General features: G+C 70.0%; 14 protein-coding genes. 10 read left to right on the top strand and 4 right to left on the bottom strand.

Translation table 11 applies throughout. The features are described from left to right. Positions 1-26 precede the first annotated feature (26 nt). Positions 27-695, top strand: coding sequence for a hypothetical protein (locus ACZ59A_RS17015; RefSeq protein WP_470959297.1), 669 nt, complete (start codon positions 27-29; stop codon positions 693-695). A gap of 54 nt (positions 696-749) precedes the next feature. Here ACZ59A_RS17015 and ACZ59A_RS17010 read toward each other — a convergent pair whose 3' ends face one another. Continuing rightward, positions 750-1,607, bottom strand: coding sequence for an LLM class flavin-dependent oxidoreductase (locus tag ACZ59A_RS17010; protein WP_470959294.1), 858 nt, complete (start codon positions 1,605-1,607; stop codon positions 750-752). Positions 1,608-1,694: 87 nt separating this feature from the next. Between ACZ59A_RS17010 and ACZ59A_RS17005 the strand changes: the two genes are divergently transcribed. From ACZ59A_RS17005 to ACZ59A_RS16970, 8 genes are all read left to right on the top strand, one after another. Then, a complete protein-coding gene (locus ACZ59A_RS17005; RefSeq protein ID WP_470959291.1) occupies positions 1,695-2,141 on the top strand; it encodes a protein-tyrosine phosphatase family protein in 447 nt (148 codons plus the stop codon). A 55-nt stretch (positions 2,142-2,196) separates the two neighbouring features. After that, positions 2,197-3,159: a DMT family transporter gene (locus tag ACZ59A_RS17000; protein ID WP_470959288.1), complete on the top strand. Its 963-nt coding sequence runs from the start codon at positions 2,197-2,199 to the stop codon at positions 3,157-3,159. Between the two features lie 202 nt (positions 3,160-3,361). Next, on the top strand, positions 3,362-3,541 hold the full coding sequence (locus ACZ59A_RS16995; protein WP_470959285.1) for a hypothetical protein: 180 nt from the start codon (positions 3,362-3,364) through the stop codon (positions 3,539-3,541). A gap of 28 nt (positions 3,542-3,569) precedes the next feature. After that, positions 3,570-4,577 (top strand): Ppx/GppA phosphatase family protein, encoded by a 1,008-nt coding sequence (locus ACZ59A_RS16990; RefSeq protein WP_470959282.1) that lies wholly within the window; start codon positions 3,570-3,572, stop codon positions 4,575-4,577. Between the two features lie 64 nt (positions 4,578-4,641). Then, entirely contained in the window at positions 4,642-5,088 is a 447-nt protein-coding gene (locus tag ACZ59A_RS16985; protein WP_470959279.1) for a nitroreductase family deazaflavin-dependent oxidoreductase, read from the top strand. A 189-nt stretch (positions 5,089-5,277) separates the two neighbouring features. Then, on the top strand, positions 5,278-5,460 hold the full coding sequence (locus ACZ59A_RS16980) for a hypothetical protein (RefSeq protein WP_470959276.1): 183 nt from the start codon (positions 5,278-5,280) through the stop codon (positions 5,458-5,460). A 202-nt stretch (positions 5,461-5,662) separates the two neighbouring features. Further along, positions 5,663-7,600, top strand: coding sequence for a molecular chaperone HtpG (htpG, locus tag ACZ59A_RS16975; protein WP_470959273.1), 1,938 nt, complete (start codon positions 5,663-5,665; stop codon positions 7,598-7,600). 159 nt (positions 7,601-7,759) lie between these two features. After that, positions 7,760-8,716 (top strand): alpha/beta fold hydrolase, encoded by a 957-nt coding sequence (locus tag ACZ59A_RS16970; protein ID WP_470959270.1) that lies wholly within the window; start codon positions 7,760-7,762, stop codon positions 8,714-8,716. An 80-nt stretch (positions 8,717-8,796) separates the two neighbouring features. Here the strand turns inward: ACZ59A_RS16970 and ACZ59A_RS16965 are convergent, their stop codons facing one another. After that, complete coding sequence (locus tag ACZ59A_RS16965; protein ID WP_470959267.1) at positions 8,797-9,279, bottom strand: VOC family protein; 483 nt, start codon at positions 9,277-9,279, stop codon at positions 8,797-8,799. A gap of 57 nt (positions 9,280-9,336) precedes the next feature. Beyond that, a complete protein-coding gene (locus tag ACZ59A_RS16960; RefSeq protein ID WP_470959264.1) occupies positions 9,337-10,068 on the bottom strand; it encodes a MerR family transcriptional regulator in 732 nt (243 codons plus the stop codon). Positions 10,069-10,190: 122 nt separating this feature from the next. On the opposite strand from ACZ59A_RS16960, the gene ACZ59A_RS16955 reads away from it, so the two are divergent. After that, positions 10,191-12,482 (top strand): ATP-binding cassette domain-containing protein, encoded by a 2,292-nt coding sequence (locus ACZ59A_RS16955; RefSeq protein WP_470959261.1) that lies wholly within the window; start codon positions 10,191-10,193, stop codon positions 12,480-12,482. 10 nt (positions 12,483-12,492) lie between these two features. On the opposite strand, the gene ACZ59A_RS16950 is transcribed toward ACZ59A_RS16955, so the two are convergent. Then, a complete protein-coding gene (locus ACZ59A_RS16950; RefSeq protein ID WP_468045567.1) occupies positions 12,493-14,067 on the bottom strand; it encodes a PTS ascorbate transporter subunit IIC in 1,575 nt (524 codons plus the stop codon). Between the last annotated feature and the right edge of the window lie 4 nt (positions 14,068-14,071).

The raw sequence follows: 14,071 nt of genomic DNA, 5'->3' as shown, positions 1-14,071 counted from the left end.
TCTCGAACCCACCGAAGGAGTCCCACATGGCGCGCAGAAGAGCCCTCGGCCGTCCGAAGAAGCTGATCCTGCTGGTCGGCGCGGTGGCGCTGGCCGGTACGGGGGCCGGGGTGATGGCGGCCACCAGCCAGGCCGACACCTCGCCCCGGAACTCGGTCAAGTCGGCCTCCACCGCATGCGACGGACTGACTCAGGCGCTGGCCAACAACGAGAAGTTCATCGCGGACCAGCAGGCGAATCCGGATGCCCAGTCGGACGCCCGGATCGCCAACCGGCAGGCGGTCATCGAGGAGATCAAGCGGAAGCAGCAGGCGTCCGGTTGTGCGGTGGACTCCCCCGCCGCCGCGCCGTCGCAGGGCGGCGGGGCCGCGGCCGATGACACGGCGGCGGGCGACGACGCGGCAGCGGCCGGGGACGCGGCGGCGGGCTCCGGGGACGCGGCGGGCGGCGAAGTCGTCTGCGCGGGCTCGACGGTCACCCTGTCCGGCGAGGACGGGGCACCGGCCGCGTCCAGCAACCAGTTCCCGGCCGGTACCAAGCTCAAGGTGACCAATCTGGACAACGACAAGTCCACGACCGTCTCCGTCACCTCGACATCGGGCAGCTGCGCGCTGCTCAACAACGCCGCCTTCGAGCAGGTCCGCGAGCCCGGCAAGAACCTGATCCGCAACGCGCGCATCGAGCGCGTGGGCTGAGCCCCACCCGCACGGGAGCCGGGGCGAGACCGCTGACCGGCTCCCGGCAGCCGGTCAGCGCACCTGGTCGGCGGCCTTGTCGCGGCGGGCGGCCACGGCCGCGAGCGCCTGCCAGGCCGCCTCCGGGTGGCAGGTCTCCTCCGGGTCGCCGTTGAACGGATCGAGCAGCACGGACTCGGCGCCCAGTCGGCGCAGCTCCTCGATGTCCTCCATGACCTGGTCAATCGTGCCCTCACCGGCCTGGCGTTCGGGGCCGGTGACCGGCTCGTCGGTGACCTTCAGCACGACTCGCGGGGCCAGCCCGGGCACCGGTCGGCCCAACTCCTCCGCGAACCCCTTCATCCGGCCCAGCGCCTCCCGCAGCCAGTCGGGGGTGAACCGGATGGGATGCCACGCCTCGCCGTGCAGTACCGCCCGGCGCAGCGCGGCGTCGCTGTTGCCGCCCACCCAGACCGGGATGTCACCGCTGCGGTAGTCCGCGTCGTTCTCCCAGGCCGTGCGGATCGCCTGGAGGTGTTCGTCGGTCAGCTTTCCGCGCCGCCCGAACTCCACGCCGAGCGCCTCGTACTCCTGCCTGGCCCACCCCACGCCGATGCCGAGGACCAGGCGTCCCCCGCTGAGCTGGTTGAGGTTGGCGGCCATACGGGCGATGAGGAGCGGATGGCGGTACGGGACGACCAGCACGGTGGTCCCCAGCCGTACCCGGTCGGTGATCCCGGCCAGCCAGGAAAGGGTGGTGAACGGCTCGTAGAACGGGGCGGGATACTGCTCTGCCACATCGGGGGTGACCGCGACGTGGTCCGAGACCATCAGCAGGTCGTACCCCAGGCCCTCCACGGTCCGGGCCCACTGACGCAGCACATCCGGCCGGGTGCCGGGGCCGAAGTTCGGGACGTTGACTCCTATTTCCATGCCGTCACCCTAGGCAGTGATCATGCATCCGTGGACACCGGGCCCGTTCCCCTGCCGCACCGCCGCGCACCTGGCTACTCTCCCTCTATGAACGCCACTTGGGACCCTTCCGCGCCGGGCGTGCTGCGGCTGCCCTCGGGACGGCTCGTCCGCGGCCGGGGGCTGCGCCGTCCCCTTCCGGAGGGGCCCGCGCCCGCGTTCGCGCTGTATCTGCTGGGCCATGAGCCGCCCACGGTCGACTGGGCGGCCCGCTGGCTGCGCTGGCCCGACTTCCGGCTGCCGTCCGACCGCGAGGAAGCCGCCGCCGCGCTGCGCGAGGTGTGGGAGCGGGCCGCGGACGAGCGCGTCGAGGTCGCCTGCGGCGGTGGCCGGGGGCGCACCGGCACGGCGCTGGCCTGCGTGGCGGTGCTGGACGGCGTACCGCCCGGGGAGGCGGTGGCTTACGTACGCGAGCACTACGCGGCCCGCGCCGTGGAAACGCCCTGGCAGCGGCGGTATGTCACGCGGTTCGGGCAGTCCGCGGCCGTCGATTGACCGTCTATGGAAAACGTCTTGAGCACCGAAACTCCCGCGACCTAGGGTCAGCGTCATGACCAAAGTGCCGGACACCGGTTACCAGAAGGAATGGCCCGCTGTGGCGGCGGCGGCCGTCACCGTCGTGCTGTGGGCCTCGGCTTTCGTCTCCATCCGCACTGCGGGATCGGCGTATTCGCCCGGCGCCCTGGCACTCGGGCGGCTGTTCACCGGGACGGTGGCGCTGGGCGCGATCTGCCTGATACGGCGGGTGGGGTGGCCGCCCCGCGCCGCCTGGCCGGGGATCGCCCTCTCGGGTTTCTTCTGGTTCGGCGTCTATTCGGTGGCGCTCAACTGGGGTGAACAGCTGGTCGACGCGGGCACGGCGGCGATGGTCGTCAACATCGGCCCGGTCCTCATCCCGCTGCTGAGCAGCAAGCTGCTGGGCGAGGGGCTGCCGCGTCCGCTGCTGTGGGGGACGGCGGTGTCGTTCAGCGGCGCGGTGATCGTGGGGCTCTCGATGTCCGGTTCGGGCAGCGCGTCCGTGCTCGGGGTGCTGCTGTGCCTGGTGGCCGCGATGACGTACGCGGGTGGTGTCGTCTCCCAGAAGCCCGCGCTGCGGCACGCCGGAGCGCTCCAGGTGACCACCTTCGGCTGCCTGATCGGAATGGTGGCCTGTCTGCCCTTCGCCGGGACGCTGGTGTCGGAGGCCGCGCACGCCCCGCTGTCCGGCACGCTCAACATGATCTATCTGGGCCTGTTCCCGACCGCGCTCGCCTTCACCACCTGGGCCTTCGCCCTCGCCCGCACCACCGCGGGCCGCATGGGCGCCACCACCTATGTGGTCCCGGCGCTGGTGGTGCTGATGTCCTGGCTGGTTCTGGACGAGGTGCCGCACGCGCTGTCGCTCGCGGGCGGCGCGCTGTGCCTGGCCGGGGTCGCGCTCTCCCGCCGCCGTCCGCGCCCGGCAGGCTCGACGGTCGTGGCCAGCGGCAGCCTCGCACCCGAGGGAACCCCTCAGGCATCTCCGGCCGATTAGCCACATACCGGTATCAATCGCCCGCTACCAGCTTCGGGCACGGCACCGGCGTGATCCGGCCGTTGTGCTCGAACCGCTTGGCATACTTTTTTGCTCGAAATCGATCACTTCCAGACCGATAAGGTTTAGGTGTGACCGGTATCGCAGGGAAGAATCCGCTCTGCCGCGGATGAGCGCGATGCGCGAGGGTACCCATCGCTTCATGGACACAAACGAGCAAACCTTGCTCACGCCCGATCTGCCGCCCGTGGTCGACGTACCGGATCTGACGTTCCCCAGCGGACGTCGCACCGCCACGCCCCAGGGCCCGGCGGAGCGGAACGGCGAAAAGGAATCCCCCGCCCCCTCCTCCACTCCCCAGCAGCGCCCCCTCGCGGCGTAGAGTCCGGCAACTCGGGCACTGAGCAGGCATGCGTCTTGCAGTGCTCGACATAGGTTCACGTGCCGTTCATCTGAAAATCGCCGACCTCGTTCCGGGCGGACCGCCCGAGCCGGTGACCACCCTCAAGCAGTCGGTCCATCTGGCCGAGGCGACGGATCACCAAGGCGTGATCAGCCAGGACGCCATCCGGCGCCTGGTCGGTGCCGTGACCGAGAGCGAAGCGGTCGCAGCGGCGCATCAGGTCGAGGACCTGGTGCCCTTGGCGACCTCCGCGGTGCGCGACGCGGCCAACCGGACGGCGGTTCTCGCCGCGATCGAGGACGCCACCGGAGTCCGGGTGCGCTTCTTCACCGGCGAGGAAGAGGCACGTCTGACCTTCCTGGCCGCGCGCGGCTGGCATGGCTGGTCGGCCGGGCGGATGCTGCTGTTCGACATCGGCGGCGGCTCGATGGAGCTGGCCTGCGGCAGCCATACGGAACCCGCGGTGGCGCTCACGCTGCCGCTCGGGGCCGGTCAGCTGACCCGCCGGCACCTGCCCGACGAGGCGCCGGTGCCCCAGCGGGAGGTGGAGCGGCTGCGCGAGCATGTGCGCTCGGTCCTCATGGAGGCCACGGCCGACCTGCGCGACCAGCCGGTCCCCGAGTCCGCGATCGCCACGTCGAAGACCTTCACCCAGCTGGCACGGCTCGCCGGAGCCCCCAAACCGACGGCCGGGGCGCCGGGCCGCAGCACCCTCGCCCGCGCCGATCTGCGGAAGTGGATTCCCCGGCTGGCGGCCAGATCCGATGCCGAGCGCGCCCTGCTGCCGGGCATCTCCGCCTCCCGGGCCCATCAGTCGCTCGCCGGGGCGATCGTGGCGGAGGCCGCCATGGAGGTGCTGGACGTGGACCGGGTCACCCTCTGCCCCTGGGCCCTGCGCGAGGGGGTCCTGCTGGACCGGCTGGCCGTGCTCGGAGCCCAGCCGCTCCCCGCGGCGGCCGTGCCGAGGGCCCGCAACCACGCCCTCCACCGGCTGCGCCCCGTCTCCCGGGGATGATCGGGCGGTCCCGGAGCGTTATGCGGTGCGGCAATCTTCGTCGACGACGACCGGGATGGATGACATGCCTCTTCAGGGTGAGTACGAGCCGAGCCCGACCGAGTGGGTGCGCGAACAGGTCGAGCGGATCGAGAGTTCCGGCGGCACCGAGGGCACGACGCTGCGGGGCAAGCCCGTCATCGTGCTGACCACGCGCGGAGCGAAGAGCGGGAAGATCCGCAAGAGTCCGCTGATGCGGGTGGAGCACGAGGGCAGGTACGCGGCGGTGGCCTCGCTCGGAGGCGCCCCCCAGCACCCCGTCTGGTACCACAACCTGCTGGCCGACCCCCGCGTCGAGCTGCGCGACGGGACGGAGCTGCGGGACATGATCGCCCGCGAGATCACGGGCGAGGAGAAGGCGCGGTGGTGGCGGCGCGCGGTCGAAGCGTTCCCGAACTACGCCGACTACCAGGAGAAGACCACGCGCGAGATCCCCGTCTTCGTACTGGAGCCCGCGGCCACTCCGCACTGAGCCCCGCGTCGCGGTGGGCGGGGGCCCGCGCCCCCGCCCGCCGCGCGACGGCTTCCACCCGGACATCACACAACCTTCACGCAATCGGGCCCGTCTGGACCATGGTGATATGTGTCCTCGCGACAAGGGAAACCGAAGGTTAGGCTCGGGTGGCACACCTGCACCACGGCACTAAGGAAGTACCTCAGCATGACCACCGCGAACAAGGGCGACCTGTCCCCGATCTACGACAGTCTCATAGCGGAACAGGGCGATGTTCCCGCCGAAGCCAGGCAAGCGGCGGAGGTGATCCAGCGAGAGGCCGCCGAGGCCCTCGACTGGAGCCGTCTGCGACCCGCTCAGGGCCCCGACGCGCACCAGAAGAGCGAGTGACGCGGGGTCCGTACCGTCTCACCCCCAGCGGGTTCTTCAGGAACGACAACGACCACAGGCGCGGCCCGGGGCTCCGGCCGTCGGGCCACGCGAGCGCGCGAAGGCACCGGACCACCACGCGCAGTGACCTCCCTCTTCGATAAGATCCGGGCGACGCAACGGACTTGATGGCGTCGAACACTTATCGCATGAGGGGAATCAGGTGACTACAGGGGTAGAGACATTCGAGTTTCAGGTCGAGGCCCGTCAGCTCTTGCAGCTGATGATCCATTCGATCTACTCGAACAAGGATGTCTTTCTGCGGGAGCTCATCTCCAACGCCTCCGACGCCCTGGACAAGCTGCGGCTGGAATCCCTCCGGGACGGGGATCTTGAGGCGGACACCTCCGATCTCCATATCGCGCTGGAGGTCGACAAGGAACAGCGCACGCTGACCGTGCGCGACAACGGCATCGGCATGTCGCACGATGACGTGGTGCAGCTCATCGGGACGATCGCGAACTCCGGCACGGCGAAATTCCTCAAGGAGCTGAAGGAGTCGCAGGACGCGGCGGCCTCACAGGACCTCATCGGCCAGTTCGGGGTCGGTTTCTACTCCAGCTTCATGGTCGCCGACGAGGTGACGCTGCTGTCCCGGCGCGCGGGCGAGAGCCAGGGCACCCGCTGGGTCTCCAGCGGCGAGGGCACGTACACCATCGAGCCGGTCGAGGACGCGCCTCAGGGCACCGCGGTCACGCTGCGGCTCAAGCCCGAGGACGCCGAGGACCATCTCTTCGACTACAGCTCCCCGTGGAAGATCCGGGAAATCGTCAAGCGGTACTCGGACTTCATCACCTGGCCGATCCGGATGGCCGGAGAAAGCACCGCCAGCGCGTCCGAGGACGACAGCACGCCCGAAGACGGCGACGCACCCGAACTCGAGACGATCAACTCGATGAAGGCGTTGTGGGCCCGCCCGCGGGGCGAGGTCACCGACGAGGAATACAGCGAGTTCTACAAGCACATCAGCCACGACTGGAACGACCCGCTCGAAACCATCCGCATGCAGGCGGAGGGCACGTTCGAATACCAGTCGCTGCTGTTCATTCCGTCCCGCGCACCGCAGGACCTGTACATGCAGGACCACAAGCGGGGTGTGCAGCTCTACGTCAAGCGCGTCTTCATCATGGACGACTGCGAAGCGCTCATGCCGGAATATCTGCGCTTCGTCAAGGGTGTCGTGGACGCCGCGGACCTTTCGCTGAACGTCTCGCGCGAGGCCCTTCAGCAGGACCGTCAGATCCAGCTGATGCGCCGTCGGCTGGTCAAGAAGGTGCTGTCGACGGTGAAGGACATGATGTCCGACAACGCCGAGCGCTACGCGACGTTCTGGAAGGAGTTCGGCCGCGTCCTCAAGGAAGGGCTGCTGGGCGACTTCGAGAACCGGGACGCGATCCTGGAGGTCTCCTCGTTCGGCTCGACGCATGACGCGGAGCAGCCGACCACGCTCCGGAGCTACGTCGAGCGCATGAAGGACGGCCAGGAGCACATCTACTACATGACGGGCGAGTCGCGCTCGATCGTGGAGAACTCGCCGCATATGGAGGCATTCCAGGCCAAGGGGTACGAGGTGCTGGTCCTCACCGACCCCATCGACGAGCTGTGGGTCGACGCCGTCCCCGAGTTCGAGGGCAAGCAGCTGCAGTCGGTCGCCAAGGGGCAGGTCGACCTCGACGACGAGAGCGAGTCGAGCGAGAACGGGCCCGAGCGCGAGCAGCAGAAGAAGGACTTCGCCGATCTGCTGTCCTGGATGACGACGACGCTGACCGAACAGGTCAAGGAGGTGCGGCTGTCCTCCCGCCTCACCACCTCCCCGGCCTGCATCGTCGGCGATACGCACGATGTCACTCCGGCCCTGGAGAACATCTACCGCGCGATGGGGCAGAACGTACCCCAGATCAAGCGCATCCTGGAGCTGAACCCCACGCACCCGCTGGTCAGTGGGCTGCGTACGGCCCATGGTGAGCGCCCGTTGGACGCGAGCCTCGCGGAGACGGCTGAACTCCTCTACGGGATGGCCCTGCTCGCCGAGGGCGGGGAACTGGCCGACCGGTCGCGCTTCATCAAGCTGATGGCGGGCCGCCTGGAGCAGACGCTGTGATCCATGCCCCCGGCGGGCCGTGACCCCCACGGCCCGCCGGGGGCTTTTGCCGGACCGGCAATTTCCCTCCCCTTCTCCCCGGCCGCCACCGCATGATCGTGGCGTTGTTGGCCGCGTCGCGCTGTGGGCCGCGAGGCCCCGGCAGTTCAGGGAGGATCCATGCACCACCGGCTGGTCGACGTTCCGGATGCCCGTATCCATGTGGTGGAGGAGGGCACCGGCCCCCTGGTCCTGCTGCTCCATGGCTTCCCCGAGACATGGCACTCCTGGCGCCATCAGCTGCCCGCGCTCGCCGCGGCGGGCTACCGCGCGGTGGCCGTCGACGTCCGCGGCTACGGCCGCTCCTCGAAGCCCCGCGACGTGGCGGCGTACCGCATGCTCGCCCATGTCGCCGACAACGTCGGCGTGGTCCGCGCCCTCGGCGCGGAGACGGCGGTGGTCGTGGGCCACGACTGGGGCTCCCCCATCGCCGCGAACTCCGCGCTGCTCAGGCCCGATGTCTTCACCGCCGTGGGGCTGCTCGGCGTGCCGTACGCGCCCCGGGGCGGCCCGCGGCCCAGCGAGATCTTCGCGCGGATCGGCGGGGACGAGGAGTTCTACGTCGGCTATTTCCAGCGGCCCGGCCGGGCCGAGGCGGAGATCGAGCCCGATGTGCGCGGCTGGCTCGCGGGGTTCTACGCCGCGCTCTCGGGCGACACGGCGCCCTCCCCCGACGGCGGCAGCCCCTTCTTCATCCCGCGCGGCGGGCGGATGCGCGACCGCTTCCCGGACGGCCCGCTGCCGTCCTGGCTCACCGAGGCCGATCTCGACGTCTGCGCGGCCGAGTTCGAGCGGACCGGGCTGACCGGGGCGCTGAACCGCTACCGCAACGCCGACCGCGACTGGGAGGATCTCGCGGCGTGGGACGGGGCGCCGCTCACCCAGCCCTCGCTGTTCCTGGCCGGGGAGCGGGACGCCTCGCTGGGCTGGCTGGCCGACGCCGTCGCGGCGTACCCCACCACCCTCCCCGGCCTGGTGTCCTCGCACCTTCTCGACGGCTGTGGCCACTGGGTGCAGCAGGAGCGGGCCGAGGAGGTCAACCGGCTGCTGATCGCATGGCTGCGGGCGCTCGGCTGAGGTGTCCGGCGGCCGCGGCGCGGATCAGCTGACGCGGCGCGTCGTAGCCGACGCGGTGGCCGGTCCTGGCGGACGGTCGTCTACTCCCCCTCGTATGCCTTCTGAAGTGCGGCGACGTCGAGCTTGACCATCTTCATCATGGCGTCGAAGACGCGCTTCGCCTTCGCCGGGTCGGGGTCGGCGATCATCTCGTCCATGGCGGCGGGGATGACCTGCCACGACACCCCGAACTTGTCCTTGACCCAGCCGCACTGGACCTCCTGGCCGCCGCCCTCCAGGAGCCGGTTCCAGTAGTGGTCGACCTCGTCCTGGTCCGCGCAGTGGATCTGGAAGGAGATGGCCTCGTTGAAGGTGAACTCCGGCCCGCCGTTGAGCCCGACGAACTTCTGGCCGTTGACCTCGAAGTCCACGGTCAGCACCGCGCCCGGGGTGCCGGGGCTGGGCTCGGGGTAGCGGACGGTCCGCCCGATCCTGCCGTCCTTGAAGATCGAGACGTAGTGCTGCGCCGCCTCTTCGGCCCGGCCGTCGAACCACAGGCATGTGGTGAATCGGTCACTGGCCATCGGTGCCTCCTGCTGGTGGGAGCGTTTACCTGTATCGACCGGCGCCGTGCGGCAAACTCATCGCTCCTCGGCATGCTCTTTTCCGGTGAGATATCCGTGCAGCCGACCAGCGCCTTCGAGCATGGCGGTGGTGCGCCGGGTCAGCCCCTCCCGGCGCTCGGCGATGACCTCGCGCAGGGCGGCGCTGCTCCCCGTACGGCGCAGCTCCTCCAGGACGGGCCGGATCCGGTCCAGCGGATAGCGGTCCTGCCGCAGCATGTGGATCATCCGGGCGTCCCGGACGTCGGCCGGGCCGAAGGTGCGGTACCGGGTGCCCCGCTCCCGCTTCGGGACCAGCAGCCCGGCCGACTCCCACACCCTGAGCGCGGAGGTGCGGACGCCGAGGTACGCGGCCACATCGCCGATGCGCAGCCCGCCCCGCGGGACGTCCAGGGTCTCGGGGGTCTGCCCGGCGACCGCTTCGAGCGCCTCGCCCGCTGCCGCCAAGGACAGCCGCTGGTGGTGCAGGGCCGCATGGGCGGCGTCGACGAGGCTGAGCGCCAGCGGTACGTCCCCGGTGTGCACCGCCCGCATGACCGCCCGGGCGGTCTGCTGTCCGTACCCCGGCACGAGCGCGTCGTAGGTGACCAGCGCCCGGCGGTGGCGGGTGTCGAGCCTGCGGTAACCGGCCGCGGTGCGGGACGCCGGGGGCAGGACGCCCGCGTCGAGGTAGTTGCGGATCTGCTGGGTCGAGATTCCGGCCGAGCGGGCCAGGTCGATGGGGCGCAGCGGTGTCTCGGGGCGGCTCATGGGGTGACCCTATCCGCATGGTGTTCACGGCGTGTTGAGGGTTTTCGGCGATGATTTCCCCACGACGTGGCGTGCGAGGACGAAAAGTCTCTACGCGACACTTCAATGAAACACTTGAAGCCATGGATGTCAGTGACAGGGACCATGTACGGCACCACCACGCCGCCGATGGCCACGATGTGATTCAGGTCCGCGGGGCCAGGGAGAACAATCTGCGGGACGTCTCCCTCGATATACCCAAGCGGCGGCTCACCGTCTTCACGGGAGTCTCCGGCTCCGGCAAGTCCTCGCTCGTCTTCGACACGGTCGCCGCGGAGTCGCAGCGTCTGATCAACGAGACCTACACAGCGTTCGTCCAGAACTTCATGCCGACGCTCGGCCGCCCGGACGTCGACGCGCTGCGCAACCTCAGCGCCGCGATCGTCGTCGACCAAGAGCGGATGGGTGCCAACTCCCGTTCCACCGTGGGCACCGCCACCGACGCCCACACCATGCTGCGGATCCTGTTCAGCCGGATCGGCACCCCGCGGGTGGGTCCGCCGCTCGCCTTCAGCTTCAACACGGCCGAGGGCATGTGCCCGCGCTGTGAGGGCCTGGGCCGGGTGTCGGAGATCGACGTCGGCCAACTGGTGGACCGGGAGCGGTCGTTGAACGAGGGGGCGATCAGCGTCCCCGGATTCGGGGTGGACACGTGGTACTGGCAGCTCTTTGCGCACTCCGGCCTTTTCGACCCCGATGCCCGGCTGAGGGACTACACCCCCGGGCAGTGGGAGGACTTTCTGCACAAGCCCGCCACCAAGATCAAGGTGGGGAAGAACAATCTGACCTACGAGGGGCTGGTCACCAAGGTCCGGCGCCTCTACCTGGCCAAGGACCGGGAGGCGATGCAGCCTCAGGTGCGCGCGTTCGCGGACCGGGCGGTCGCGCTCGCCCGCTGCCCCGACTGTGACGGCTCCCGGCTGAACGAGGCGGCCAGGACCTGCGCGGTCGACGGGCGCACCCTCCCGGAGTGCGCGGCGATGCAGATCAGCGACCTGGCCGCGTTCGTCCGGGGCATCCGGGACCCCGCGGTCGGGCCGGTCCTGGAAACCCTCCGCGGCACGCTGGACTCGCTGGTGGAGATCGGTCTCGGGTATCTGAGCCTGGACCGGGAGTCCGGCACGCTCTCCGGTGGCGAGGCGCAGCGGGTGCGGATGGTCCGCCACCTCGGTTCGAGTCTCACGGATGTGACGTACGTCTTCGACGAGCCCACCGTGGGCTTGCATCCGCATGACATCCGGCGCATGAACGCCCTGCTGCTCCAGCTGCGCGACAAGGGCAACACGGTGCTGGTGGTGGAGCACAAGCCGGAGACGATCGGGATCGCCGACCATGTGGTGGATCTGGGCCCCGGCGCCGGTGCGGCGGGCGGGCAGATCGCCTACGCGGGCGATCTGGCGGGGCTGCGCGCCTCCGGCACTCTGACGGGCGACTATCTCGGCCACCGGGTGAGCCTGCGCGACAAGGTGCGTGAGCCCCGCGGCCGACTGCCGATCACCGGTGCCCGGCTGCACAATCTGCGGGACGTCGATGTCGACATCCCCCTCGGGGTGCTCACCGTCGTCACCGGGGTCGCCGGGTCCGGCAAGAGTTCCCTGATCCATGGCTCGCTCGGCGGACGGGACGGGGTGATCGTCGCCGACCAGTCGGCGATCCGTGGCTCACGCCGCAGCAACCCGGCCACCTATACGGGGCTGCTGGACCCGGTCCGGTCGGCGTTCGCCAAGGCCAACGGGGTGAAGCCGGGGCTGTTCAGCGCCAACTCGGAGGGCGCGTGCCCCCGGTGCAAGGGCATCGGCCTGACCTACACCGATCTGGCGATGATGGCCGAGGTGGCGTCGGTGTGCGAGGAGTGCGAGGGCAAGCGGTTCAAGGCGGAGGTGCTGGCGTACCGGCTGCGCGGGCGCAGCATCGGCGAGGTGCTCGCCATGCCGGTGGCCGAGGCGCGGGAGTTCTTCACCACCGGACTGGCGCGAGTGGTCCTCGACCGGCTGATGGCGGTGGGCCTCGGCTATCTGGGGCTCGGCCAGCCGCTCACCACCCTGTCCGGCGGTGAGCGGCAACGGCTCAAGCTCGCCATCCACATGGCGAAGAACGGCACGACGTATGTGCTGGACGAGCCGACGACCGGGCTGCATCTGGCCGATGTGGACCAGTTGCTGGCGCTGCTCGACCGGCTGGTGGACGACGGCAACACGGTCGTCGTCATCGAGCATCACCAGGCGGTGATGGCCCACGCGGACTGGATCGTCGACCTGGGCCCGGGGGCGGGCCAGGACGGCGGCCGGGTGGTGTTCACCGGGACGCCCGCCGGTCTGGTGGCCTCCGGTACGTCGCTGACCGCCACCCATCTGCGGGAGTACGTCGGCGGGTAGACGGCCCGCGTCAGCGGGGCGGTGGCGGGGGTGCGGGGGCGCCCGCGGGCGGGGCGATCTTCGGATACGCCCCGCTCCGGCCCCCGGCGTCCGGCTCGTCGGCCGCCGTCGCCTCCCCGGCCGCCGTGTCCCTGGGCATCAGGGCGTCGCGGGCGGCGCCCGGGTCCCAGCCCGTGTCGACCACGCGCTTCTGTACCAGGACGGCCGCGCCCAGGACCGCCAGGCCGATCAGCAGGATGAGGGCGAGGCCCACCCCGCCACCGGCCTTGCCCGCGTTGCCGATGAGCGCGCCGAACCAGCCGAAGTCGGCGTCGCCGAAGGTGGTGTTCTGCTTTCCGAACGCGCCGAGCACCTTGAGCAGCAGGGCGGGCAGGAAGGTGATGAGCACACCGTTGAGGAACGCCCCCACGACGGCGCCGCGCCGACCGCCGGTCGCGTTGCCGTAGACGCCCGCGGCGCCACCGGTGAAAAAGTGCGGCACCAGGCCCGGCAGGACCAGCGCGAGGCCGAACGCCGGGTTGAACACCCAGGTGAGCAGGGCAAGGCTGACCAGACCGCCGGTGAAGCTGGAGAGGAAGCCGATGAGGACGGCGTTCTGCGCGTACGGGAAGACGATCGGCGCGTCCAGCGCGGGCAGCGCGCCCGGCACGACCTTGCTCGCGATGCCCTGGAAGGCGGGCACGAGTTCACCGAGGATCGTCCGCACGCCGAAGAGGATGACCGCGACCGCGATGCCGAACTGAAGGCCCTGCATCACCGACTGCATCACATAGTTGCCGGTGTCGGTGGCCGCGGTACCGGTGCCGGTGGCGAACGCCTTGAACGCCGTCCGCTGCCCGACCTTGACGAGGAAGAGCACCGCCATCACCACGTAGATGAGCAGCATGGACAGGGCCGTGGCCACCATCGAGTCGCGCAGGAAGCGCAGCCCCTCGGGGAGCTTCATCTCCTCGGTGCTGCGGCTGCGCTTGCCGACCACCCTTCCGGCCGCGCCCGCCACCACGTAACCGGCGGTGCCGAAGTGGCCGATGGCGACGGTGTCGTTCCCCGTGACGCGCTTGGTCCACGGGTGGGCGAACGCGGGCATGGCCACCAGCATGATGCCGAGCAGCACCCCGCCGACCACCACCACGACGACGGTGGACTGACCGGCGTTGGCCAGCACCACGGTCAGCAGCGTAGCCATGAACAGCATGTGGTGTCCGGTCAGGAACACATAGCGCAGCGGGGTGAACCGGGCCAGCAGCAGGCTGACCACGAAGCCCAGGATCATCAGCCAGGCGACGCGCGACCCGAACTGCGCCTGGGCGATGCCGACGATGGCCTCGTTGGTCGGGATGACGCCGTGCGCTCCCGTGACGCCCTGGATCATCGTGCCCAGCGGGGCGAGGGAGTTGGTGACCAACCCCGCGCCCGCCCCGATGAGCAGAAATCCGAGGGTCGCCTTGATGGCACCGCCGATGATCTGCCCGGCGGTCTTCTTCATCGCGATGAGTCCGATGGCGGTGATGATGCCGATCAGATACGCGGGTTCGCTCAGGATCTCGTTGACGAGAAACTTCGCGGGTGTTACCAGCCAGCCCATGATA

It is taken from the genome of Streptomyces sp. NPDC040405 (assembly GCF_055595765.1).
The sequence above is the reverse complement of the archived record's forward strand: the minus strand, read 5'-3'. Positions and strand labels throughout refer to the sequence as shown.